This is a genomic window from Marinobacter maroccanus, from assembly GCF_002933275.1.
Taxonomy (GTDB): Bacteria; Pseudomonadota; Gammaproteobacteria; order Pseudomonadales; family Oleiphilaceae; genus Marinobacter; species Marinobacter maroccanus.
The window spans coordinates 61,587-83,660 of record NZ_PSSX01000003.1; the positions used below are offsets into that span (position 1 = coordinate 61,587).

24 protein-coding genes are annotated in these 22,074 nt (G+C 58.0%); 16 read left to right on the plus strand and 8 right to left on the minus strand.

Going from position 1 to position 22,074, the window contains the following annotated elements:
• The first annotated feature begins 134 nt into the window (after nt 1-134).
• Together KEHDKFFH_RS04910 and KEHDKFFH_RS04915 are read left to right on the plus strand one after the other, a co-directional pair.
• Complete coding sequence (locus KEHDKFFH_RS04910) at nt 135-1,496, plus strand: alanine/glycine:cation symporter family protein (protein ID WP_104320883.1); 1,362 nt, start codon at nt 135-137, stop codon at nt 1,494-1,496.
• 122 nt (nt 1,497-1,618) lie between these two features.
• On the plus strand, nt 1,619-2,272 hold the full coding sequence (locus KEHDKFFH_RS04915; RefSeq protein ID WP_064229279.1) for a peroxiredoxin: 654 nt from the start codon (nt 1,619-1,621) through the stop codon (nt 2,270-2,272).
• Nucleotides 2,273-2,331: 59 nt separating this feature from the next.
• On the opposite strand, the gene KEHDKFFH_RS04920 is transcribed toward KEHDKFFH_RS04915, so the two are convergent.
• From KEHDKFFH_RS04920 to KEHDKFFH_RS04930, 3 genes are all read right to left on the minus strand, one after another.
• Nucleotides 2,332-3,114 carry a MetQ/NlpA family ABC transporter substrate-binding protein gene (locus tag KEHDKFFH_RS04920; protein ID WP_104320884.1) on the minus strand — a complete coding sequence of 261 codons (783 nt, stop codon included), beginning with the start codon at nt 3,112-3,114 and terminating at the stop codon, nt 2,332-2,334.
• Nucleotides 3,115-3,302: 188 nt separating this feature from the next.
• Nucleotides 3,303-3,968 carry a methionine ABC transporter permease gene (locus tag KEHDKFFH_RS04925; protein ID WP_104320885.1) on the minus strand — a complete coding sequence of 222 codons (666 nt, stop codon included), beginning with the start codon at nt 3,966-3,968 and terminating at the stop codon, nt 3,303-3,305.
• Nucleotides 3,968-4,975 carry a methionine ABC transporter ATP-binding protein gene (locus KEHDKFFH_RS04930; protein ID WP_104320886.1) on the minus strand — a complete coding sequence of 336 codons (1,008 nt, stop codon included), beginning with the start codon at nt 4,973-4,975 and terminating at the stop codon, nt 3,968-3,970. Before KEHDKFFH_RS04930 ends, KEHDKFFH_RS04925 begins: the two co-directional genes overlap by 1 nt.
• 214 nt (nt 4,976-5,189) lie before the next feature.
• On the opposite strand from KEHDKFFH_RS04930, the gene KEHDKFFH_RS04935 reads away from it, so the two are divergent.
• A complete protein-coding gene (locus tag KEHDKFFH_RS04935; protein WP_104320887.1) occupies nt 5,190-6,611 on the plus strand; it encodes an HDOD domain-containing protein in 1,422 nt (473 codons plus the stop codon).
• A 35-nt stretch (nt 6,612-6,646) separates the two neighbouring features.
• On the opposite strand, the gene KEHDKFFH_RS04940 is transcribed toward KEHDKFFH_RS04935, so the two are convergent.
• The gene (locus tag KEHDKFFH_RS04940; protein WP_008176983.1) at nt 6,647-7,264 is read right to left on the minus strand and encodes a hypothetical protein; all 618 of its coding nucleotides are present in this window, start codon (nt 7,262-7,264) and stop codon (nt 6,647-6,649) included.
• Between the two features lie 130 nt (nt 7,265-7,394).
• Nucleotides 7,395-8,882, minus strand: a complete 1,488-nt coding sequence (locus KEHDKFFH_RS04945) for an amidase (RefSeq protein WP_241956435.1) — start codon at nt 8,880-8,882, stop codon at nt 7,395-7,397.
• Nucleotides 8,883-8,934: 52 nt separating this feature from the next.
• Between KEHDKFFH_RS04945 and KEHDKFFH_RS04950 the strand changes: the two genes are divergently transcribed.
• Together KEHDKFFH_RS04950 and KEHDKFFH_RS04955 are read left to right on the plus strand one after the other, a co-directional pair.
• Nucleotides 8,935-10,074, plus strand: a complete 1,140-nt coding sequence (locus KEHDKFFH_RS04950) for a lysozyme family protein (RefSeq protein ID WP_104320889.1) — start codon at nt 8,935-8,937, stop codon at nt 10,072-10,074.
• A complete protein-coding gene (locus tag KEHDKFFH_RS04955; RefSeq protein ID WP_104320890.1) occupies nt 10,053-10,823 on the plus strand; it encodes a sulfite exporter TauE/SafE family protein in 771 nt (256 codons plus the stop codon). The genes KEHDKFFH_RS04950 and KEHDKFFH_RS04955 overlap by 22 nt, the downstream gene beginning before the upstream one ends.
• Here the strand turns inward: KEHDKFFH_RS04955 and KEHDKFFH_RS04960 are convergent.
• Nucleotides 10,806-13,154, minus strand: coding sequence for a sensor domain-containing diguanylate cyclase (locus tag KEHDKFFH_RS04960; RefSeq protein ID WP_104320891.1), 2,349 nt, complete (start codon nt 13,152-13,154; stop codon nt 10,806-10,808). The two genes, KEHDKFFH_RS04955 and KEHDKFFH_RS04960, sit on opposite strands and share 18 nt — an antisense overlap.
• A 186-nt stretch (nt 13,155-13,340) precedes the next feature.
• Here KEHDKFFH_RS04960 and KEHDKFFH_RS04965 point away from each other — a divergent pair, with 186 nt between their 5' ends.
• From KEHDKFFH_RS04965 to KEHDKFFH_RS05000, 10 genes are all read left to right on the plus strand, one after another.
• The gene (locus tag KEHDKFFH_RS04965; protein ID WP_104321092.1) at nt 13,341-14,129 is read left to right on the plus strand and encodes a MotA/TolQ/ExbB proton channel family protein; all 789 of its coding nucleotides are present in this window, start codon (nt 13,341-13,343) and stop codon (nt 14,127-14,129) included.
• The gene (locus KEHDKFFH_RS04970; RefSeq protein ID WP_104320892.1) at nt 14,116-14,511 is read left to right on the plus strand and encodes an ExbD/TolR family protein; all 396 of its coding nucleotides are present in this window, start codon (nt 14,116-14,118) and stop codon (nt 14,509-14,511) included. The genes KEHDKFFH_RS04965 and KEHDKFFH_RS04970 overlap by 14 nt, the downstream gene beginning before the upstream one ends.
• Complete coding sequence (locus tag KEHDKFFH_RS04975; protein ID WP_104320893.1) at nt 14,508-14,918, plus strand: ExbD/TolR family protein; 411 nt, start codon at nt 14,508-14,510, stop codon at nt 14,916-14,918. The genes KEHDKFFH_RS04970 and KEHDKFFH_RS04975 overlap by 4 nt, the downstream gene beginning before the upstream one ends.
• Nucleotides 14,915-15,667: an energy transducer TonB gene (locus KEHDKFFH_RS04980; protein WP_104320894.1), complete on the plus strand. Its 753-nt coding sequence runs from the start codon at nt 14,915-14,917 to the stop codon at nt 15,665-15,667. The genes KEHDKFFH_RS04975 and KEHDKFFH_RS04980 overlap by 4 nt, the downstream gene beginning before the upstream one ends.
• A 337-nt stretch (nt 15,668-16,004) precedes the next feature.
• The gene (locus tag KEHDKFFH_RS04985; RefSeq protein ID WP_104320895.1) at nt 16,005-16,853 is read left to right on the plus strand and encodes a formate/nitrite transporter family protein; all 849 of its coding nucleotides are present in this window, start codon (nt 16,005-16,007) and stop codon (nt 16,851-16,853) included.
• A 77-nt stretch (nt 16,854-16,930) separates the two neighbouring features.
• Nucleotides 16,931-18,655: a bifunctional protein-serine/threonine kinase/phosphatase gene (locus tag KEHDKFFH_RS04990; RefSeq protein WP_104320896.1), complete on the plus strand. Its 1,725-nt coding sequence runs from the start codon at nt 16,931-16,933 to the stop codon at nt 18,653-18,655.
• A 215-nt stretch (nt 18,656-18,870) separates the two neighbouring features.
• Nucleotides 18,871-19,389, plus strand: coding sequence for an Hcp family type VI secretion system effector (locus tag KEHDKFFH_RS04995; protein ID WP_008176957.1), 519 nt, complete (start codon nt 18,871-18,873; stop codon nt 19,387-19,389).
• 53 nt (nt 19,390-19,442) lie between these two features.
• On the plus strand, nt 19,443-19,790 hold the full coding sequence (locus KEHDKFFH_RS20045; RefSeq protein WP_146084191.1) for a hypothetical protein: 348 nt from the start codon (nt 19,443-19,445) through the stop codon (nt 19,788-19,790).
• Nucleotides 19,791-19,800: 10 nt separating this feature from the next.
• Entirely contained in the window at nt 19,801-20,250 is a 450-nt protein-coding gene (locus KEHDKFFH_RS20050) for a hypothetical protein (protein WP_146084192.1), read from the plus strand.
• A gap of 103 nt (nt 20,251-20,353) precedes the next feature.
• Nucleotides 20,354-20,782 carry a hypothetical protein gene (locus KEHDKFFH_RS05000; protein WP_104320897.1) on the plus strand — a complete coding sequence of 143 codons (429 nt, stop codon included), beginning with the start codon at nt 20,354-20,356 and terminating at the stop codon, nt 20,780-20,782.
• A 33-nt stretch (nt 20,783-20,815) separates the two neighbouring features.
• On the opposite strand, the gene brnA is transcribed toward KEHDKFFH_RS05000, so the two are convergent.
• Together brnA and KEHDKFFH_RS20570 are read right to left on the minus strand one after the other, a co-directional pair.
• Nucleotides 20,816-21,061: a type II toxin-antitoxin system BrnA family antitoxin gene (brnA, locus tag KEHDKFFH_RS05005; RefSeq protein ID WP_104320898.1), complete on the minus strand. Its 246-nt coding sequence runs from the start codon at nt 21,059-21,061 to the stop codon at nt 20,816-20,818.
• A gap of 5 nt (nt 21,062-21,066) precedes the next feature.
• Nucleotides 21,067-21,234, minus strand: coding sequence for a BrnT family toxin (locus tag KEHDKFFH_RS20570; RefSeq protein ID WP_422385684.1), 168 nt, complete (start codon nt 21,232-21,234; stop codon nt 21,067-21,069).
• A gap of 3 nt (nt 21,235-21,237) precedes the next feature.
• On the opposite strand from KEHDKFFH_RS20570, the gene KEHDKFFH_RS20215 reads away from it, so the two are divergent.
• Nucleotides 21,238-21,708 carry a hypothetical protein gene (locus KEHDKFFH_RS20215; protein ID WP_192875754.1) on the plus strand — a complete coding sequence of 157 codons (471 nt, stop codon included), beginning with the start codon at nt 21,238-21,240 and terminating at the stop codon, nt 21,706-21,708.
• The last annotated feature ends 366 nt before the right edge of the window (nt 21,709-22,074 follow it).

Here is a 22,074-nt window from a genome sequence, read left to right on the forward strand (position 1 = left end):
GGCAATCACACCCGAATCCACCACTTTTCCCGGGCCATCGGTTTACACGGAAAAATATCTGACTAAACTCAACCGGTTATACCCAACCCGGGTCAAAAATCCAAACCAATCCATGGCACACAGAGGGAGATCCCATGGAAGCTATTTCTGAATTCGTAGGGCAGATAAACGGACTGGTCTGGGGCCCACCCATGCTGGTTCTGATACTGGGCGTCGGGCTGTTTCTCAGCCTGGGCCTGAAGCTGATGCCGGTGCTGAAGCTGGGCGCTGGCTTCAAGCTGATGTGGAAAGGCCGCACCGCCGCCGGTGCCGAATCCGAGGGTGAAATACCGCCGTTCCAGGCATTGATGACAGCACTCTCGGCCACCGTTGGCACAGGTAACATTGCCGGCGTTGCAACAGCGGTTTTCCTGGGTGGCCCCGGCGCGCTGTTCTGGATGTGGCTCACGGCCCTGGTGGGCATGGCCACCAAGTACTCCGAGGCGGTGCTGGCAGTGCGTTACCGGGAAGTAGACGAGCGCGGAGATCACGTCGGTGGCCCCATGTACTACATCCGCAACGGGCTTGGTCGCAAATGGGCCTGGCTTGGTGTGCTGTTCGCCGTTTTCGCCGCCATTGCCGGTTTTGGCATCGGTAACACCGTGCAGGCCAACTCGGTGGCCGATGTCATGGAGACCAACTTCGGATTGCCACACTGGCTGACCGGCGTGGTCCTCATGGTTCTGGTGGGCATGGTTCTGATCGGTGGTATCCGCAGGATTGGCCATGTAGCCAGTGCCCTGGTGCCGTTAATGGCGGTTTCCTATCTGATTGCCGGGCTTGTGGTACTGGCGATCAACGCCGCCGACATTCCCGCCGCCTTTTCCCTGGTGATCGAGCATGCCTTCAGCCCCATCGCCGCCGAGGGTGGATTTGCCGGTGCGGCTGTCTGGGCAGCAATCCGCTTCGGGGTGGCCCGGGGCATCTTTTCCAATGAAGCTGGCCTGGGCTCCGCACCCATTGCCCATGCCGCCGCGCAAACCCGGAACCCGATCAACCAGGGCATGGTGGCCATGCTCGGCACATTCATTGACACCATTATTATCTGCACCATCACCGGCCTGGTGATTATCACCTCCGGCACCTGGACCTCCGGGGAATCCGGCGCGGCGCTGACTTCAATGGCGTTTCAAGAGGCGCTACCCGGTGTTGGCAACTATCTTGTAGCTATTGCCCTGGCAGTATTTGCATTCACTACCATCCTGGGTTGGTCATTCTATGGGGAACGCTGCGTCGAGTTCCTGTTCGGCGTAAAGGCCATAGTGCCGTACCGTGTTGCATGGATTCTGGCCATTCCGGTGGGTGCCACCCTGAACCTGGGCTTCGTCTGGCTGGTGGCAGACACCCTGAATGCCATGATGGCGCTACCAAACCTGATTGCCCTACTCATGCTGAGCCCGGTTGTGTTCAAGCTCACCCGGGAGCACTTTGAGAAAGAGAAGGCACTGGGGGGTTAAGCCCCTTGTAATTGCTTCATCTGGCACCAAGGTTTGTCGTATACACTCAGAACACAACCCGGCAGTTTTCGGGCCGGAATAACAAACGAAATAGTCACTACCATGATCGAAGGAGAGTACACATGACTTTACGTCTCGGAGATACCGCACCCGATTTTGAGCAGGACTCCAGTGAAGGGAAAATTTCGTTTTACGACTGGCTGGGGGACAGCTGGGGTGTATTGTTTTCACACCCGGCGGATTTCACCCCGGTCTGCACCACGGAGCTGGGTCTGACCGCCAAGCTGAAGGATGAGTTTGCCAAGCGCGGCGTGAAAGCCATCGCCCTGAGTGTTGATCCAGTGGATTCCCACCACGAGTGGATCAAGGACATCAACGAAACCCAGGGCTGCTCGGTGAACTTCCCGATCATCGCGGACCACGACCGCAAGGTGTCGCAGCTGTACGACATGATTCATCCCAATGCCGACAGCAGCCTTACCGTACGTTCGTTGTTCGTGATTGATCCGAACAAGAAAGTACGGCTGATGATTACCTACCCGGCCAGCACCGGTCGCAACTTCAACGAAGTTCTGCGGGTGATCGATTCGCTGCAGTTGACCGACGAACACAAGGTCGCCACACCGGGCAACTGGGAGCGTGGCGGAGATGTAGTCATCGTTCCGTCCCTGCAGGATGAGGATGAAATCAAGCAGCGCTTCCCGAAAGGCTACAAGGCGGTGAAATCCTACCTGCGGATGACACCGGACCCGAAAGCCAACTGGAGCGGTGACTGATTGAACGACTGAAACAGGGGTCAGATGAACGCTTTCATCTGACCCCCATCCTTCAACTATCAGAATGCCGGAACAACGGCACCTTCATACTTTCCCATGATGAAGTCGCGAACCGCATCGGACTTCAGAGCCTCGGCCAGCTTCTGCATGGCTTCGCTGTCCTTGTTATCCGGACGGGCAACCAGGATGTTCACGTAGGGTGACTCGGAGCCCTCAATCACCAGCGCGTCTTCAGACGGGTTCAAACCGGCTTCCAGCGCATAGTTGGTGTTGATCAGTGCCAGGTCCACCTGGTTCAGGATACGGGGCAGGGTGGCTGCTTCCAGTTCCTTGAAGTCCAGATTTTTCGGGTTATCGGCAATATCACGGGGTGTCGCGGTGATCTTGCTCTCGTCCTTCAGGGTGATCACACCGGCCTTCTGCAGGAGCAGCAGTGCACGGCCACCGTTGGTGGGATCGTTCGGAATGGCAACTACGGCACCTTCTTTCAGCTCGTCCAGCGAATCGATCTTGCTGGAGTAGGCGCCAAACGGCTCAACGTGAACGCCGGTCACGGTTACCAGGTTGGTACCACGGCCTTCGTTGAACTCGTCCAGGTACGGCTGGTGCTGGAAGAAGTTGGCGTCCATCCGCTTCTGGTCCACCTGGATGTTCGGCTGGATGTAATCGGTGAATACTTTCACGTCCAGTTCCACGCCCTGCTCCGCCAGCTGTGGCTTCACAAATTCCAGGATCTCGGCATGGGGCACCGGTGTGGCGGCTACGGAGAGCTCTTCGGCAGCAACGGCGCCTGAGAAAGTGGCAGCAGCAGCCAGTGCTGCGAGTGTTTTCTTCAGATTCATAGATCAGTTCTCCTGTTAAAAGCGTTGAATAAGTTGGGCTCAGCTATGGAGTACGGCCCGAGGTCGGTCGGAACCCCCTTCCGAAAAGCGCCCGTGAATACGTCCATGTAGGGCTCGGTCGCGCCATCCCTGGCGCTCCACGTTTTCGGAAGGGGGTTCCGACCGCCCACGGCCTATATCCAGCTTTTTTACTTTCTGCTGAAATACAGCACCAGACGGTCGCCGACCATCTGTAGGACTTGGACAAAAATAACCAGTAGAGCGACTGTAATGACCATTACGTCGGTCTGGAATCGTTGATAGCCGAAGCGGATGGCCAGGTCGCCGAGACCGCCGCCACCGATAACGCCGGACATGGCCGCGTAGGATACTAGTGTGATCGCGGTAACGGTGATACCGGCAATGATGCCCGGCAGCGCTTCCGGGAGCAGAGCACCGAAGATGATCTGCTTAACGCTGGCGCCCATTGCCTGTGTCGCTTCGATGATGCCTCTGTCCACTTCACGGAGAGAAGTTTCCACCAAACGGGCGAAGAACGGCGCACCGCCAGCCACCAGCGGCGGGATGGCACCAGCGACGCCCAGCGATGTGCCGATCAGCATTACAGTGAACGGAATCATTACGATCAGCAGGATTATGAAAGGCACGGAACGGAGCACGTTCACCACGAACGACAGCACCGCGTAGGCCACCGGCTGTTCCAGCAGCTGGCGTTTGCCGAACAGGAACAGCAGAACTCCGATGGGCAGGCCGATCAGGACGCTGAACAGCAGGGACATGCCCACCATCACCAGGGTGTCCCAGCTGGCCCATCCGATTTCGGTCCAGTCTACATTGCTCAACAGGGCTTCCATCAGCGCAGCACCTCCACGTGAACGTCGGCGGCTTTCAGCGCCTGCATGGCCACATCGAGATCACCGCCTACCAGTGACAGGGTCAGCTGGCCATAGGGCGTGTCCTTGATGTGGTCGATTCGGCCGGAGAGGATACTGAAATCCACGCCGGATTCCCGGGCGACGCTGCCCAGCAGCGGCTTGTAGGTGGATTCGCCCTTGAACGTCAGGCGCAGGATCCGGCCGTCGGCCTTGCTCAGGTCTTCCTGCAGTTCGTCCCGGTCAATGCTCTCGCTTTCGAATACGAAGTCCCGGGTGGTCGGGTGTTTCGGGTGCAGGAATACCTCGCTGACCGGCCCCATTTCGACCACTTCACCGGCATCCATCACCGCAACCCGGTCACAGACGCGGCGGACCACGTCCATTTCATGGGTGATCAGGACGATGGTCAGGCCCAGTTCGCGGTTGATGTCGGCCAGCAGCTTCAGAACCGACTGAGTGGTTTGCGGGTCCAGGGCGCTGGTGGCTTCGTCGCAGAGCAGGATCGTGGGCCGGCACGCCAGGGCACGGGCAATGCCCACTCGCTGTTTCTGGCCACCGGAGAGCTGCGACGGGTATTTGTTGGCGTGGTCGGTGAGGCTGACCCGGGCCAGCAGTTCTTCGACGCGATCCCGGATTTCCATCTTCGAGTAGATGCCTGCCAGCTTCATGGGGAAGGCAATGTTGTCCGCCACGGTTTTCGACGACAGCAGGTTGAAGTGCTGGAAGATCATTCCCACTTTGCGGCGAAAAGCACGAAGCTCGGCAGCGTTGTAATCGGTGATGTTCTCGTCGTCGATCAGAATGCGGCCGCCGGTGGGTGGTTCCAGCAGGTTGATCAGACGCACCAGCGTCGATTTACCGGCGCCGGAATGGCCGACGATGCCGAATACCTCGCCGGTTTCAATGGTCATATCGGTGGGATGCAGCGCGGGGATCGCCCGGCCGCCTACCTGATACGACTTCTGTACCTGGTCAAATACAATCACGGTCAGCGCCTTGTGGGTGCAGCGTTAAAACCGGCGATTATAGCCCAAACGGTCGGCAAACCCGAATTCCGGAATGATTCTCAGTGTGGGTAGATATCCCTACACAAACGGTTACCTGACACCGGGCAGCCCGGTGAACTAAACTTGGATAACAAAAGAACCTTACATTTCCCCGGAGCTCTTTCAGAGACGCGCTGCCCAGAGACTCACCAACGTGACCAACGAAAAACAACCAACGCCCTCACGGATGAACTCCACCCAGGCATGGGTTACCTATCTCAGCAAAGTCGAGCTGCCGGTACTGGCCAACACGCTTCGACGCATTAATGAGCTGACCGACAGTCAGAACAGCACAGTTAACGAGCTGGCCAACGTGATTCTCAACGATGCCCAGCTCACCTCCCAGGTTCTGCGGCTGTCCAATACCGTTTTCTACAACCAGACCCGGACCCAGGTCAGCACCGTTAGCCGGGCCATCACCCTGATCGGCTTCGACGCGGTGAAGTCCATGGCGATTTCCTCGCTGATCGTCGACACCCTGCTGAAACGCAACGACCGTCCTCATCTGTTGCGCTGCCTGGCACGGGCGATCCACGCCGCCGTCCAGGCCCGGTGTCTGATGCCGAAACGCAACGAGACCGCGCTAGAAGAGGTTTTTATCGGGGCATTGCTGATGAACATTGGCGAGCTGGCCTTCTGGTCTTGCGAAACCGACCAGGCCTCAGAACTGGAAGAGCGCCTGCGGCTTGAGGAGCCGCCGGTTGACGCCCAGAAGGCCGTGCTGCACTCAACCTTTACCGAAATCACCCGGGGCCTTGTGGATGCCTGGTCCCTGGGACCCTTTATCAAGGATGTTGTCTCACCGGGACAGGCCAACTCCATGGCCTCAAGCCTGGTACGTAACTCCGTGGATATGGCCCGGTTGTCCGAACAGGGCTGGAGCGGCCCGGACATGGACAAGGTGCTGGAACGACTGGGTAAGGATATTGGTGAGAGCCCGGCCGTGGTTCGCGACCAGCTCAAGGTGAATGCCTCGGAAGCGACTCGCGTTGCGGTCTCTCTGGGTATTCCCCAGGTTACCGCCATGATGCCGGGCGCGGAAGGGAAACCCGGCGACACCGGAGCAAAGGCTCCGGACATGGATCCGGAGTTGCAGCTGGAAATCCTGCGTGACCTAAGCCAGTGTCTGGCAGAGAAACCAGACATCAACGAAGTATGTCAGCTGGTCATCGAGGGCATCCACAGGGCAATTGGTATGCAGCGGGTGGCACTGCTGATGGGCGATCGTACCGGCAACGAACTGGTGCCCCGAAAACTGGGGGGCCGTGGCACCGAGGAATGGCGTCAGCACTTCGTGATCCGCAAGGATGGCACCGGGCCACTGGGGGCGCTTCTGCCCCACGCCCACTGCAGCATCTACGAACCCAAACCAAACTCAGAAGGCGTGCCCTACGATCGCTGGCTCGGCAAAGTACCTGCGCTGATTGGCCCGATCAAAGCCAACGGCCGACTCATCGGCCTGTTCTATGCAGACAATGCAGCCGGCGCTTACACGCCCTCAAAAGAGCAGCTCTCAGCCTTCGGCCATTTTATCCAGAACGCGCAGCTGTGCCTGACACTGTTATCCACACACTGACAGCCGGACCAAAGCTTCCGGCTGTCAGTGACTTCCTAGTGCAGAGCCCGCATCTGGCGCGGATAGAGCGCTGCGCTGACTTCCGGCTCTTCCAGCAGGTCGGCCAGTTCGCGATCTACGGTGGTTTCTTCACCTTCTTCCGGCAGCGGCTCGAACAGGGTGCTCAGCCAGGAGGCAACGGAGGGTGCTTCGTCCCGCTTGTAATCGGTGGACAGCGCCTTGATGCGGCGGAAGCCGATGATGCGCTGGTGTTTGGGATCCCGAATCTGTTCAAAACCCCGCCAGTAAACGTGGTCCCTGGTGTGCAGTTGCACGAAAAGGGTGTCGATAGGACCATCTGAATCGTCGGCACCCTCCGCTTCTTCTTCAACGGCTTCTGGCGCCGCTTCGGCTTCCACTTCAGGTTTCTTGTGACGGATGGTGGTCCAGGCCGGGTACAGCACGGCCACGGCATCCGCTTCAACATGCTCGCGGGCGGCGCGGAGGATCAACCCCCAGCGGGCCTTGTCGGCATCGGTTTCAAGGGAATTGATGGGCAAGTCGTAGCTTTGCTCGCTGGACAGAACGATAGCCATCATCGGGGCGTCTAACTCCCCCATGGCCTCGGCCTGTGCTACTGATACCAGTTCGTCGATTGCCATCGGTTGGTTCATAATACGCTCGCCTCCTCGATGCCATCAGGGTCGTTCAGGAAGAAGGGGTCTTCCTGACTAACAGCATAGCCTGTTCCGGCTACAAAGATAAACGTGGAGTTTCCCCAGCCGGATCACAACCCCGGATAACTCAAAACGCACCCTCAAGTTTTTCATAATTGCTGAACCAGGGGCTTGCCTCTTCCAGTTGGCCCGCCAGCTGCAACAGGGTCGCCTCGGCGCCATGAGGACCGCCAAACTGCACCCCCACTGGCAAACCCTCGGCTGTCCAGTGCATCGGCACAGACATGGCCGGTGTCCCGGTGAGGTTGGCCAGCTGGGTAAAGGGCGTTCGCGCCAGGCTTTCCAGAGCCATCTGATCCACCTGGCCAGAGCGGTGCACCAGCTTACCGGCCTTCAGCTTCAGCATCAGGCGTGCCGCAAATTTGAGATGGGCCGGCGTTTCCAGTTCGCCGATGGCCGCCGGCAACTGCCCGGTGGTAGGGCTGAGGTAGAGATCATAACTCCCGAAGAACGCGCCCAGCGCCCTGGCAAAATCGTTCCACTGCTGGCGCCTGCGGACATAATCAGAGAGCGGCATGGTCTCTCCAAGCATACCAATCAGCCGGGTATCCAGCTCGAAATCGCTGTCGGTGGCGCCGAACTGCTCTTTCGCCTTCGCCATCAGCGCCGACACTTCGCCGAAATAAAGGCCCAGATAGCAACGGGCGAGAGCCATGCCATCGAATTCCGGCGCAGCGTACTCAACCCTGTGACCAAGGTTCTCAAGAATCCGGGCCGTTTCCTCCACGGCAGCAACGCACTCCGGCGCAACCTCCGTATCGTACGGTGAAGATGTAAACACCCCGATTCTCAGGCTGCCCGGAGACCGCTGCATCAGCTCTGCGTAGGCGGCAGACGGTGCAGGAATCTCGAACGGATCGCCTGGCGCCGGCCCTTTCAGCACATCCAGCATCGCCGCACTGTCTCTGACCGTTCGGCTTACCACATGATCTGTGGATGCCCCGGTCCAGGCTTCGCCCATAAACGGACCCGAGGAAATGCGACCACGGGATGGCTTGAGGCCAAACAGGCCGTTATAGGCTGCGGGAATGCGGATGGAGCCGCCACCGTCGTTGGCGCCCGCCATGGGCACAATGCCAGCGGCGACCGCGGCGCCGGAACCACCACTGGAGCCACCCGGGGTTAGCTGCGTGTTCCAGGGGTTACGGGTTGGCCCCCAGAGCTCAGATTCGGTAACCGCTTTCAGACCAAACTCCGGCGTGGCCGTTCGCCCCAGGAAAACCAGACCGCCGTCCCGGGCCCGGCGGACGAATTCCGAGTCCTGGGGCGCAATATTCTTTGTCATCCCGCGACTGCCATAGGTACACGGATGCCCCGCCTGTTCCTGGGCGAGGTCCTTCAGCAGCAGAGGGACGCCGGCAAACACGGCCTGATCGGGGAAATGCTGGGCTGGCGCTTCGGAGAACTGGGGATAGCAGATCGCGTTCAGCGTGCCGTTCACGCGGGTTGCCCGTTCCACGGCCGCCTCGCATACTTCCCTTGAAGTGACCTCGCCCCGGCGAACAAGATCAGCGAGCGCAGTAGCATCGTAACGTAGGTATTCAGATTGCTTCATGGCAGGTTCCATTTGTTATTCTGTTTTAAGGAAGGTCACGGGTATAACGTCTATGGTCAGAATTCTCAAGAGCTTACGCCAGCTTGCCGTGATTTTCATCCTGGTGGCATCGGTGACCGTTGCCGCCCAGGAAACGCCCCCAGCCACCAGTGACGACAGCGACTGGACCCGCGTTGTCCGTTCCTCGCCCTACTGGGTCAGCCAGGGGGTGTTTGAAAACATTCTCACCATCAGACGCTGGGTGTTGAAGGAATCCGGCTATTGCGCCAGTGCCGATCGCCACGTTCTGTACGACATGCGCGGCCGGTTTCTGGCCTGGATCAGTGACGGGGAAGACCGCGACAGCACCCAGCGGCTGCTGAACGCCACCCGGAAATCACTGTATGAGAATGGCAAGGTAGAAGACTGGGTTGCCGGGGAGACCGGACAGACAGGCTATCCGTTCGCCCTTTCCTGCGACCAGCCCCATGTAAACGTCGATGAAGCCGTTGCCCGCTATCTTGGCACCCTGCCGGCAGACCGGATCTGGGGCGCCTGGGACGACCTCAACTTTGCCGACAGCGGTGCTACGGAAAGCCTGCATGACGCGCTGATTTACGTATACGAACACCGCAGCAATCAGAACCGCCTGACCCTGCCGCAAGCCTTGCCCCGACATCTGGCCGGCCAGATCCTGATTGAAAGTGGAGCGCAGGCAAGAGCCCATTCCCGGGCAAACGCCAGGGGAATCCTGCAGCTCTCACCCGCCGCACTCTCCGACTGCGAAATTGCCCCCGACAATTTCTGGCACCGGCTGGCACAGATCGACTGCGCCCTGCGCCTGATGAACCAGAATGCCCGCAATCTGGCACCGGTTTTCCAGCAACGCTTTGGTCACCTGCCGGAAGCCAAAAGGGACCGTTTGTTCACCCTCCTGCTGGTTCAGGCGTATCATGGCGGCGCCGGACGGGTTCAGGCGCTGCTGGACGACCCAGTGCTGGCAAAGCCGGCGGAATATTTTGCCGCCAACCACGAACGCTTCACCGCCGGTGATATTGCCTTCGGCCTGATTTTCCACAATCTTGGACGGGATCGTCTGGGGCTTGCCTCACTCTATTATGTTGCCGACGTTCAACTGGCAACCGAGGCCCTGTGTCGCACGGCCAAACTGAAATCAACGGAATTCTGTGAATGGAAGTACTCAACCAACTGATACCTGAAAGCCTGAGCCTTCCAGTCGCCGTTTTCCTGCTTGCCAGCTCCACCATTACCTCGATGATCACCGCCAGCCTCGGCGCAGGTGGCGGCGTTCTGCTGCTGGTACTGATGGCCAGCTGGATGCCTCCGGCGGCGATCATCCCGGTTCACGGCATGATCCAGCTGGGCTCCAATATTGGTCGGGCGGCACTGACCTGGCGGCACGTTGACTGGCGGGTGATTGCCGCGTTCCTGCCCGGTGTGATCGCAGGCGCGGCGCTTGGAGCCTGGTTACTGGTGAATCTCCCGGCCCACATCTGGCAGCTGACCATCGCCCTGTTCGTTCTCTATCTTTGCTGGGGGCCGGCGCTACCAAAGGGTGCCTTCGGTGCCCCGGGTGTGTTTCTGGCGTCGACGCTCACCAGTTTTGTCAGCCTGTTCGTGGGCGCCACCGGGCCGCTGGTTGCGGCGTTTATCAAGCAGATTCATACCGACCGGTTCAAAACGGTGGCCACCTTCGCCACTGCCATGACGCTGCAGCACGCCCCGAAGGCGCTGGTATTCGGAGCCGCCGGATTCATGTTCTTCGAATGGCTGCCGTTCATCCTCGCCATGATCGCCTGTGGCTTCGCCGGCACCTGGCTCGGGCTCCATGTACTCAGCACCCTGAGCAACCGGAAGTTCACACTGATCTTCAATATCGTGCTGACCGCGCTTGCGATCCACCTGCTATGGCAGGCCAGTCTCTCAGCCGGCTGGTGGTGACGGAACCACAACAACCCTGTTACGTCCCCGGGATTTGGCGATGTAGCTACCCTCATCCGCCCGGGCCATAACCTCCCGGGGGCCGCTGTCTTCCGGTGTCAGTTCCGTCAGGCCGATACTCGTGGTTACACCGAATGACCGGCCGTCATGCTCAAGGCGAAGAGCCTCAACATCCGCGCGGATCCGTTCCGCCAGAGCCTGGGCCCTTGCCATGCCACAGGCAGGCAGAATAATGCCGAACTCATCCCCGCCGAGCCTGGCCACGGTATCGGATTGGCGAACCGAGTCCTTGAACAGATCCGCCAGCCGTTTAAGCAAATCGTCGCCGAGCAGGTGACCGCCTTCATCGTTAACCGGCTTGAAGTAGTCGAGATCAATGAGCATCAATACCGACCGGACTTCCTGGCGATCGGCCTCTCCGAGACATCGGACCAGCGAGGCATTGAACGCACGCCGGTTGAGTAACTGGGTCAGGCTGTCGTGGGTTGCCTCCCAGGACAGCCGCTCTTCCTGTCGCCGGCGGTCGCTGTCGTCCCGCAACACAAACACCAGGCGTTCATCTTCGCGGCCCTGGCGTATGTGCAACATGGTGAGATCAATGGGGAATGGCACACCCAGCGAGTTCCGCAAGGTCACATAAAGACTGTCCAGATCTTCTCCGGACAGGAACTCCTGCGCCGTAAATTCACGGTCTTCCGTTTCAATGGTGACCAGCTGGAAAAAGTTCCTGAGTACGCACTCACCGTCTGTTCCCAGCAGCCGACAGGCGGCATCGTTGGCAAACCGGATCACACCTTCAACGTCCACCATGAGAACGCCTTCCTGCAGCACGCGAAGAATCGTCTCAGCGCGCTGCTGCTCTGTTCTGAGCGCCTCTTCCACCTCCAGCTCATGGGAGATATCCCGGACTACCGTGATGGTACCGAGGGCCTTGTCCGGCGTATGGATTGCTGCCGTCATCATATCCGCCCAGATCACCCGATCGGGAGCAGGGGATTTCAACCTTAACCGGCCCCTGAAAACGCTTTGGTTCCTGATCGCATTCTTCCAACCGGCAGTCGCCTCCAGTCTGTCGGTGTTGTGCACTCGATTGGCCAGGTAACTGTAGGTGAGTTCTTCTGCCGGCTGGCCGACGATAGCCTCGAAGGCCGGGTTGGCAAATTCGATACGTCCCAGAACATCGGTCTGGACGATGCCGATAGGCGCGCTCTGGGTGAGGGAACGGAAAAAAGCCTCTCTTTCAGCAAGCGATACCAGAACCTCGTCCCGCTCATCGGTCACGGTGTTAAAGATTTCCGCGACCTGGCGGATTTCCTTGCCTCCGGAGACATCCACCGGATCGGAGCGCATCCCCAGATGACGCTCGCGGATCTGAACGCCCAAGGTTTTCAGCGGCGCCATCAAGCGCCGGAAGCGCCAAAGCGCGAGGGGCGCAATCAACAGGATGACCACAAGCAGAATCCAAACCAGGGCATCCACGGTGCGGGTTATCGGCGCCAAGGCTTCCCGAGCCGGCCAGGAAGCAGACACGAACCAGGGAACCTGGGTCAGCTGCTGCACCGACATGATGGTCTTTTCACCATTACTGTCTCGAGTATCCAGAGTTCCTTCAAAGCCTTCCATGGCCTCCCGGAGTACAGGGTTCGCTACCCGAACCGGCGTCATGGCCTCGTCGTCCCGCTGGTTGACCACCACAAAACCGCTGCGGGTTGCCACTCCGAGAGAACCGGTAGTTCCTATGCGGATGTTGATGAACTGATCAAGAAAATTGTTGCCATCCAGGGCTATGGCGCCACCAAGCACACCAATGAACCGTTGGCGGTGGTCGAAAATCGGCGCAGCCACCATGATGGCCGGCTTTTCCTGATAGTTGGAAATGTAGGGTTCGCTGATCACCGGTGTGAGCGTGGAGGAAATACGCTGGAAATATTCCCGATTACTGACGTTCAACCCCGCCTGCTGGTAATCCTCCGGATGCTCGGCAATAACCAGGCCCTTTTCATCCATCAGGTAGACCGCATCAAACAAATGCTCCAGGGCCGTTTGCCGACGGGTCAGAACCCGGGCCCTTGCGTCCAGAACATCGCTGGACATGGTCAGGTTCTGGGCTACGTGGTTGAGTGCTTCGAGGCGCAGAGCCAGCTTGTCATCCAGCTCCCCGGCAATCAGGGTGGCAATGGTTTCCACCTGGTTCCGGGCCTGCTGTTCCAGCTCAGAGCGACTCAGCAAGAAACCGGCGACGGTTACCAGCAAGGCCGTCAGTATGATCGCAACAACCACCAGCGCAACGGCCCGATTCGCCAGGCTGCCCAACCATCGCTTGATCAGCATGACATCCAGACTCCGCAGCGGGTTCGACAACCGGTAATGACCTGACCTCCGTTCTCACGCTTTTTTGTGGCTCTTATATCTGACTTAAGTCTAACAGAGAGGCTGGCGATGTCAGATTACACGCTTGCAAATTTAATGATAATCGTTATTATTAAGTTCCATTTTTACATTATGAGATCACCTCTCATGACGGACCTCAATCTGCCCCTGAACACCGGCCCGCTCGCCCAACTCGTTGATATGGGTGGCCCTGTGATGCTGGTGCTCGTAGTGCTGGCGATATTCGGCGTCGTTACCTTTGTCTATCTGATGCTCCTCGGGGCCCTCTATGCACCGCGTTTGTCTGGCCGGCTTAAAAAAACCGTAATGAACTGGCAGAAGGATCCGGCGTCGGTGCAACCGTCCTACGTCCGACATCAGGCTGGCCGCTGGGGGCGGATGAATCCGTTGCAGCATCTGGTCACTGACACGATTGAGGCCATTCAGAACGGTCAGGACGACCAGCAGATCCGGGAAACCGCCGCACGGGATGCGCAACATGCCCTGGAGCCCTTCGAGGCACCGTTGAAGATCATCGAAGTGATCGCAGCCCTGGCACCCCTTCTCGGCCTGCTGGGAACGGTACTGGGGATGATGGAGGCGTTCAGCGCCATGGCGGCTACCGAGGGCCGAGCCAATGCCACCCAACTCAGCGGCGGAATTTACGAAGCCCTGACCACCACCGCCGCGGGCCTGGTAGTGGCCATACCGTTTGCTGCACTGGCTGCGTGGATCGAGTTCCGACTGCGACGCATCCACAAGACTATCAACAGCACACTGGTTTCCATTCTGCATATCGTGCCGGAGCAGACACTGGACGCCGTTGAAGCAGATTACCAGTCGCCGGAAAGCCAGCGTACCGCCGAAACCGCCGACGACGAGCCCGACCGTTACTCAACCGCCCGGGGTCAGCGATTCGCCCATGCAACTGGTTGAGCCCAGGCCAAACCGTGCGATTCCCATCCGGATCACGCCCCTGATCGATGTGGTCTTCATACTCCTGGTGTTCTTTATGCTGACCACCCGGCTATTGCCCGTGGACTACCTGGAGTTGGCCAATAACACATCGAGCCGCAGCCCGGTCACCGGAGAGCCGCTACCGGAGCTGACGGTAACGGCCAACGGCGACGTAAGGTGGCAGGGCCAGCCGGTAGCCCTGGACCGCCTGGTCACCGAGCTGTCTGAAGCCGGTATCACCGAAGTGAACCTCTCCACAACGGGCGACACACCCCTGGGAGCTTTCACTGCTGCCCTGAGTGCTTTGACTGACAGCGGCATCGACACTCACTGGAAGCGGACAAACGCGACAACACCATGAGCGATCTGGTTCCACCTCCGTTTACCTCCGGCAAAACCCTGATGGAACGCGTGGAAGATGCGCTTCTGCCGTTGATCAACCTGGTGTTCCTGCTGCTGATGTTTTTCATCGTTGCCGGCCAGCTGGCCGATGCCCCACTGCCAGAATTGCCCGCCACCGAGCAGGCCGAAGACCGGCAGTCTCCTCACGCGGACATGATTGTCAGCGCCAACGGAAAGTGGCAGGTCGACGGTGAGCTGCTCAACGAGGAATCCCTGGTTGTCAGGCTGCCGGAACCTGATGGCCAGCAACCCCTGAAAATCGCCGCTGCCGAGAGCATCACCATGGCAGACCTGGAAACACTCTTCCGCTTGCTTGAACAGGCCGGGTATCAGGATATTCTGCTGTTGACGGAGCCTGGCCAATGATGCCGCAACAGCCGCCCTTCCGGTGGGCACTTCTGCTGCTCGCAACGGTAGTGACCTTCGTCGCACTAGCGATCGCCGCTCCCGAAGAGACGGTGGAGCTCAACACCCTGGGCGAATCAGCGGTCAACACAGCGCCGGCCATCAGAATCAAGCTGGCCGGCGAACCCGCGCCGAGACCCGACGCCGCGCCAAAACCAGAGTCAAAACCCGAACCCGAACCCGACTCCAAACCTGAGCCAGAACCGGAACCCGAGCCAGAGCCAGAGCCAGAGCCAGAGCCAGAGCCTGAGCCTGAGCCGGAACCCCAGCCGGAACCTGAGCCGGTAACGGAACCAACGCCCGAGCCAGAGGTTGCCGAAGAGGTCGCGGAAGCGGAAACACCGAGCGGTGATCCGGCAGAGACTGCAACAGAGAAACAGTCACAGGCGACCGTTGCACTGCAAAACGCTGGCGTTAGATCGGAAGTGGATAATTACCTGTCCAAACTCAGCCGCCATCTTGCCCAATACTATGAATATCCACGCAGGGCGAGGCGCCTTGGCCAGGAAGGCACACCCGTGATTGTGTTCGAGTTTCAACGGGACGGATCCCTGGTGGCCCACAGCCTCAGAACCAGCTCCGGACATCAGCTTCTGGACGAGTCGGCGCTGGCCATGCTCGAACAGGCAGCGCCTCTGCCATCAGTGCCGGAAGCAATTGCAGGCCAGAAATTCCGCTACGCCTTGCCCGTACGCTTCAGTCTTCGCTGAGACGTTGCCCTGCTGCGCCAGGTTGCAGCAGCGGTCAATGGGAACGCACCGATCAGGTGCGTGAGAGCGGAGGTCGCCTCTTCTGCCGAGCCCGGCAACCACAGCACGAAAATTCTTACCCTTCTGATTTAATTCCGGTTTCCAGGCAACCTGCGATTCTGGCACAGTCTCTGCAACTTCTCAGACAGCGGAACCAATGTCGGTTCTGTTCACAGCGACAGATTTATTCAGACGACGGCGTCTACTTGCACCTGCAGATTGCAGGCAGCGGGTATCGCCGTTTTTTTATGGCCGTTTCAAAAGTCTGGTCATCCGATAGAAGTCAGAGGAAAACACTATGTCTTACATCGTGCCTTCGGAATTCGTCACCAAAATGGTCGACGCCGGCGAATCCAAAATTTATATGTCCACCCGGGATACCCTCATCCGGGCTTTCATGGCCGGCGCCATTCTGGCGCTGGCTGCAGCGTTCGCCATCACTGTAGCGGTCGAGACCGGAGTCTTTTTGATCGGCGCTATCCTGTTCCCGATCGGGTTTTGCATGCTCTACCTGATGGGCTTTGACCTGCTGACCGGCGTGTTCATGCTTACACCCCTGGCATTGCTTGATAAGCGCCCCGGCATAACCCCGGCAGCCATACTGCGCAACTGGGGCTGGGTATTCCTTGGCAACCTGGGCGGCGCGCTGACCGTCGCCTTCATGATGGCCTTTATCTTCACCTATGGTTTCAATACCGACCCGGGTGCCGTTGGCGCGAAGATCGCCAGTGTTGGCGAAGCGCGCACGCTTGGCTACGCGGAGTTCGGGGCTGCCGGCTGGGCCACCATTTTCATTCGCGGCATGCTGTGCAACTGGATGGTATCCATGGGCGTGGTTGGCGCCATGATTTCCACAAGCGTCAGTGGCAAGGTACTGGCCATGTGGATGCCCATCATGCTGTTCTTCTTCATGGGCTTTGAGCACTCTATCGTGAACATGTTCCTGTTCCCGTCCGCCATCATCATGGGCGGCGAGTTCTCAGTGATGGACTACCTGTGGTGGAACGAGATTCCCACCGTGCTGGGTAACCTGGTGGGCGGCCTGGCCTTTACCGGCCTTACCCTCTACACCACCCACGTGCGCACCGCACCCAAGCGCAAGATTGCAGCAGCCTACAGCGACGCTGCCCTGGCCCGCACCAACTAAGCCGGGTCTTCCTGCAACTCCGGCTGCCGCACCCGCCGGAGTTGCTTTTTCGTTTATCGGGGAAACTCCAGTTGTCAATGACCAGGTCCCTTGCCATTTCCGCCGGCCAGTACTCTGACGCCGGCGCAAACCCAGTAAACCAGGACTTCCACGGATTGTTGGTTCCGACGGGCCATCAGCTGATTACCAAGGGCATCGCCGTTGCCATCGCCGACGGTGTCAGCTCAAGCAATGTCAGTCAGATTGCCAGCGAGTCCGCCGTTGCGGGTTTTCTCAGCGACTACTTTTCCACCCCGGAAAGCTGGTCTGTCAAACAGTCCGCCCAGCGTGTGCTACGGGCAACCAATGCCTGGCTCCACGCCCAGACCCGGCAAAGCCAATACCGCTATGACCGCGACCGCGGGTATGTCTGTACCCTGAGCGTGATGGTGCTCAGGTCCGCGACCGCGCATCTGTTTCACATTGGCGATACCCGCATCTACCGGGTTCACCACGACCAGCTGGAACAGCTCAGCACCGATCACCGGCTCTGGCTCTCCCGGGAAGACAGCTGCCTGACCCGCGCCATGGGCATCAGCAATCAACTGGACATCGATTATCAAAGCCTGCCGATCCAACCCGGCGACACGTTCCTGCTGACCACCGACGGCATCCATGAACACCTGGACGAGCGAACCATGGCCCGCATCATTCGGGAAGCTGCCGGTGACCTGGACGCAGCCGCCCGCCAGCTGGCAGCCGCAGCCCTCGAGCGGGGCAGCACTGACAACCTGACTGCCCAGATCATTCGGATCGACTCGGTACCTTCAGCGCGGGAAAGCAGCGAGTTGTTTCACGAGCTGGCCAGGCTACCGTTTGCGCCGGAACTGCAGCCGGGACACCGTCTGGATGGCTACCGGATTCTGAGGCAGATTCATGCCAGCAGCCGTAGCCACGTCTACCTGGCCGTGGATGAGGAAACCGAAACCCGGGTGGTGCTGAAGATGCCATCACTGGAACAGCGGCATGATCCGGTCTACCTGGAACAGTTTTCCACCGAGCAGTGGATTGCCCGGCGAATCAACAACGCTCATGTTGTCAGGCCGTTCCGACCAGACCGGCACCCCAGCTTTCTCTACCAGGCCACCGAGTTCGTGGAAGGCTGTACCCTGCGGCAATGGATGCTGGATAACCCGGCGCCGACCCTCGAAACCGTGCGTAATCTCATCGAGCAGATCGGTAAAGGCCTGCGGGCATTCCACCGGCTTGAAATGGTGCACCAGGACCTGAAACCGGAAAATGTGCTGGTGGATGCCCATGGCACCGCCACCCTGATCGATTTCGGTGCCACCCGGGTCGCCGGCCTGGAGGACTCTGATATCGGCGAGCAGGCCGTTCCTCGGGGAGCAGCGCTTTACAGTGCCCCGGAGACCTTTCTCGGCGAGCCGGGCAGCTGGTTATCGGACCAGTTCTCCCTGGGCGTGATTACCTACCAGCTGCTCACCGGCCAGCTACCCTACGGCCCGGAAGTGCCAAAAATTCACAGCCGAAACCAGCTTAGAAACCTGAAATATCAGCCTGCTCGACAGTTCCGGGAGAGTCTGCCCGGGTGGGTCGACGATGCCATCGAAAAAGCGGTTCACCCCCAGGCCCACAGACGCTACCCGGCGCTCTCGGAATACCTGTACAACTTGCGACACCCTCCCGTTGACTGGCACAAGCGTCATCGGCCGCCATTAATGGAGCGCAATCCCGTGGCCTTCTGGCAGGGTGTATCCGGGTTATTGCTCCTGGCATTGCTGGCAGCCCTCGGCCTGGGCTGAAGCGGCCATTGGCCGAGCAAGTTCTTGCCCCGCCAGCAATCCGTCGCCTAGCGTTCGGGCGCGGGATTGCCTGGCAATCCCTGAGCATCTCCGAGAAAAACGACAACCCACTGTTTTCAACACAATTATCTCTTCTGGCACAGGCTTTGTACTGAAACTCGGCGTCCAGGGAACACCCCGGGGACACTATTCATTCACAAGTCATGGAGCAGACTATGCCAACTCCTTGTTATATCAGTATCGAAGGCCAAACCCAGGGCAACATCACTGCCGGCGCATTCACTTCCGATTCCGTCGGCAACATCTACGTGGAAGGCCACGAAGACGAAGTGCTGGTTCAGGAATTCAGCCACGTCGTTACCGTACCGACCGACCCCCAGTCCGGTCAGCCTTCCGGCCAGCGCGTGCACAAGCCGTTCAAGTTCACCTCCGCCCTGAACAAGGCCACCCCGCTGATGTACAACGCCCTGGCCTCCGGCGAGATGCTGCCCAAGGTCGAGCTGAAGTGGTACCGCACCTCTGTTGAGGGCAAGCAGGAGCACTTCTTCTCCACCATCCTCGAAGATGCCACCATCATCGACATCAACTGCAACATGCCCCACTGCCAGGACGCCGGGAACGCCGACTTCACTCAGCTGGTCACCGTTTCCCTGTCTTACCGCAAGGTAACCTGGGAACACGCCGTTGCCGGTACTTCCGGTGCTGACGACTGGCGTTCGCCGATCGAGGCGTAATCACGCCAGAAGGGCCCCGCAGGGGTCCTTCTGCTTTTGCAGGGATGAAAAAAATGGATAGTCAATTGTCGGCCGAAGACATTGATAAAATCAGAGCCATCATTAAGGCGTTCTACGGCCATTCTGTTGCTTCAGGATTCACTGAAAGCAGCGTAACCGAAGAAACCGTGCGCGCTATCGCCCATATGCTCGTGGAAACCGTCGATTGTAGTAGATGGGTTGATGCTGTTCCGTCTCCACAGGACCTACTACGACCAACACGCAGGATCACAAAATGGGCTTTACGCCTGATTCGCGAGGCAGGAAAACCTTTTTTGCAGAACGAAGTGAAGGTAAGCTGGCTTTGCCGAACTGTTCGTTCTGGCCAGTTCAGATCCTCTATCGAAACGACATTGAGATGAGACTCCCACCATGGCAAGGATAGCCCTAGCTTTATCATTTTTACTTCTTCTCTCCGGCTGCGCATCCCAATCGTCATTGGTCATTCAACCATACAGCGAACTAGCTATAGAAGTACCAGAAAAGATGTTCTCCTCTGTGAAGATGAGGGATGGCGAGCTTGTATTTTTGAGAAACAACCGGGTCGTAGGTTTTGTCAGATCGGAGGAGATTCCAAGTACAGTAAGCTCAAGTTCAGCGATTGACACCTCAACGACGCTTTTTGAGAGTGCCAATCAGGGTTCAAGTAAACCAATTTGGATGGAGCAAATTCCCGAAGCTCAGGTATTTGGAGTAGTTCAGGGGGACTTTAGAACCGTATTTATTGTACCGAACGGCCAAGCTCAATCGCTTGTTACCTTCCAGGGGCCTGCTGAGAGTTCAACGTCATTGCGGATAAATGGCGAAATGATTTCAGAATAATACATACCCGCCACTCACCCGGGCCCCGAATTCAGCAGCCTGCCAGCAGTTTTACATCGAAATACAATCGGTAATGAGAACATTCATAATTTTAAGGATTGTTTTGGCCAGCCTGATCTCAGGTTGTGCTGTAACTGACCAGGCATCCATTGAGTTTCGCACCTCCAACAACTTGGCGTTCGAAATCAATCAAGATCGGTTTGATACTGTCGATATCCAACCCTCTGAAACAAAGATTTGGCGCGGGTCAGAATTAGTGGGCTCTGTAGCAACGATGGAAACCAACGCCGACTTTTCAACGGCAGTTGAGGAGGTCAGACATGGTTTCAGGGAAGCAAAGAAATCCTTTGGTGACGTGATAAAACTGAAATTGGGCGAAGGAGTCTACGGGTTCTCTGCAACTGTAAACGACTACACCACTGCTTTTATCGCCACGTCGAACCACCCGTCATCATGGGTTACGATTAGCGCCGACGATGACGTTTTCTACGAAGTTTTATCCACATTGACGGTTCGCGAGAGGCACCGATAACATTTGCCGTTAGTTGACACCACTGGCATTGTCTTAATTGAGCGGCTTATTAGCCGCCTCAGCCTGTAAACGCTCAACGAGCCAGACCTTGATAATCGATTGACGAGTAACGCCAATACGCGCAGCCTCACGGTCCAGAGACTCTACGACCCACGCCGGAAAATCAACATTGATTCGCTTTTGTTCCTGATTCACCCGCCGGGCAGAAGATAAATCAAGATCCTCAACCACGTCCCCTTGGGCCTCATCAAACTTCTTGTCGAAATCTTTAGCTTTCATAAAGCTCAACCTCTTTTTTTTCGGGAACGCCTGACAGAAATCAGGCGAATACTCCCTTCCCGGTATGTCACAACGGCCGACCAGTGTTTGTCCCCAATCTTGCCAATCAGTAAATAACGGGGCTCATCCACGCACTTTGCCTTTATTTCCAGCAAATACGGGTCTTTCCACAACTGTTGGGCATCAACGAAATCAATGCCATGCTTGTCCAGATTTGCGTGGCTTTTGGTTTAGTCAAATTCAAACACATCCATGAGTACAAATTATTCCTTTTTTACTCCCCCAACAAGAGAGTACTACAAAACCTGGACCAGCCTCTCTCTTTTGGCTTCCAGATAGGACGCTATCACATTGGCGACCCGGCAGATTCTGGTGTATTCCATCAGCTTGCCGGGACGGAAGGTTTTCCGGGAGCGATAAAGTTCCAGAGCCTCAATCACCACATCCATGCCGATGCGACTCCGGAACTTAAAACAGTACGCCAGGGTTTTCTCAGAGTTGTATACGTTTACGAAGATGCCATCCACGTCCACCCGGTCAATGCCCGCACTGAAGGCCAGCGCGGAAATCAGGCAAAACACCGCATTGGGAAAACGGGTAGCGGCAGCCGCCAGATCCGGGTTTTCGATCGGGGGTACCTACTATAGCCCCGGGCCAGCGCTTCGCTCAGGCGAAGCTGGCCGCCGTGCTCTCGGAACAGGCTTTGGAGTTGCGCCCGGGAAGACTGGGAGGAGCCGGAATCAGACAAACTGTCACCACTTATTGATATCTGGTGACAATTTGTCTGATTAGCGTTGAGGGTTCAGGCGGCGGCTTCGTCTGCCTTCTCCGCCTGGTCACCCTGTATAGAAAGCGGGAGCTCCTCGGCCTTCATGATGAAAAGGCGTCTCCTGAAACTACCACTACACAAAATGTGGAAAGACTCTAAACAACATTGGGAAAGCAGACCATAGCAAACCGTAAATTCGAACGTTAAGCTTGTCTATTCTTACGCAACCGTGAAGTAGCCAGGT

What these genes read in the sequence shown, in the direction of transcription:
- KEHDKFFH_RS04975 (WP_104320893.1), top strand. Translation starts at nt 14,508, where the DNA reads ATGAGCGATCTGGTTCCACCTCCGTTTACCTCCGGCAAAACCCTGATG.
- KEHDKFFH_RS04940 (WP_008176983.1), bottom strand. Translation starts at nt 7,264, where the DNA reads ATGAACCAACCGATGGCAATCGACGAACTGGTATCAGTAGCACAGGCC.
- KEHDKFFH_RS04945 (WP_241956435.1), bottom strand. Translation starts at nt 8,882, where the DNA reads ATGAAGCAATCTGAATACCTACGTTACGATGCTACTGCGCTCGCTGAT.
- KEHDKFFH_RS04985 (WP_104320895.1), top strand. Translation starts at nt 16,005, where the DNA reads ATGTCTTACATCGTGCCTTCGGAATTCGTCACCAAAATGGTCGACGCC.
- KEHDKFFH_RS04960 (WP_104320891.1), bottom strand. Translation starts at nt 13,154, where the DNA reads ATGCTGATCAAGCGATGGTTGGGCAGCCTGGCGAATCGGGCCGTTGCG.
- KEHDKFFH_RS20050 (WP_146084192.1), top strand. Translation starts at nt 19,801, where the DNA reads ATGGCAAGGATAGCCCTAGCTTTATCATTTTTACTTCTTCTCTCCGGC.
- KEHDKFFH_RS04920 (WP_104320884.1), bottom strand. Translation starts at nt 3,114, where the DNA reads ATGAATCTGAAGAAAACACTCGCAGCACTGGCTGCTGCTGCCACTTTC.
- brnA (WP_104320898.1), bottom strand. Translation starts at nt 21,061, where the DNA reads ATGAAAGCTAAAGATTTCGACAAGAAGTTTGATGAGGCCCAAGGGGAC.
- KEHDKFFH_RS04950 (WP_104320889.1), top strand. Translation starts at nt 8,935, where the DNA reads ATGGTCAGAATTCTCAAGAGCTTACGCCAGCTTGCCGTGATTTTCATC.
- KEHDKFFH_RS04925 (WP_104320885.1), bottom strand. Translation starts at nt 3,968, where the DNA reads ATGGAAGCCCTGTTGAGCAATGTAGACTGGACCGAAATCGGATGGGCC.
- KEHDKFFH_RS04910 (WP_104320883.1), top strand. Translation starts at nt 135, where the DNA reads ATGGAAGCTATTTCTGAATTCGTAGGGCAGATAAACGGACTGGTCTGG.
- KEHDKFFH_RS04980 (WP_104320894.1), top strand. Translation starts at nt 14,915, where the DNA reads ATGATGCCGCAACAGCCGCCCTTCCGGTGGGCACTTCTGCTGCTCGCA.
- KEHDKFFH_RS20045 (WP_146084191.1), top strand. Translation starts at nt 19,443, where the DNA reads ATGGATAGTCAATTGTCGGCCGAAGACATTGATAAAATCAGAGCCATC.
- KEHDKFFH_RS04995 (WP_008176957.1), top strand. Translation starts at nt 18,871, where the DNA reads ATGCCAACTCCTTGTTATATCAGTATCGAAGGCCAAACCCAGGGCAAC.
- KEHDKFFH_RS04965 (WP_104321092.1), top strand. Translation starts at nt 13,341, where the DNA reads ATGACGGACCTCAATCTGCCCCTGAACACCGGCCCGCTCGCCCAACTC.
- KEHDKFFH_RS04990 (WP_104320896.1), top strand. Translation starts at nt 16,931, where the DNA reads ATGACCAGGTCCCTTGCCATTTCCGCCGGCCAGTACTCTGACGCCGGC.
- KEHDKFFH_RS04955 (WP_104320890.1), top strand. Translation starts at nt 10,053, where the DNA reads ATGGAAGTACTCAACCAACTGATACCTGAAAGCCTGAGCCTTCCAGTC.
- KEHDKFFH_RS04915 (WP_064229279.1), top strand. Translation starts at nt 1,619, where the DNA reads ATGACTTTACGTCTCGGAGATACCGCACCCGATTTTGAGCAGGACTCC.
- KEHDKFFH_RS04970 (WP_104320892.1), top strand. Translation starts at nt 14,116, where the DNA reads ATGCAACTGGTTGAGCCCAGGCCAAACCGTGCGATTCCCATCCGGATC.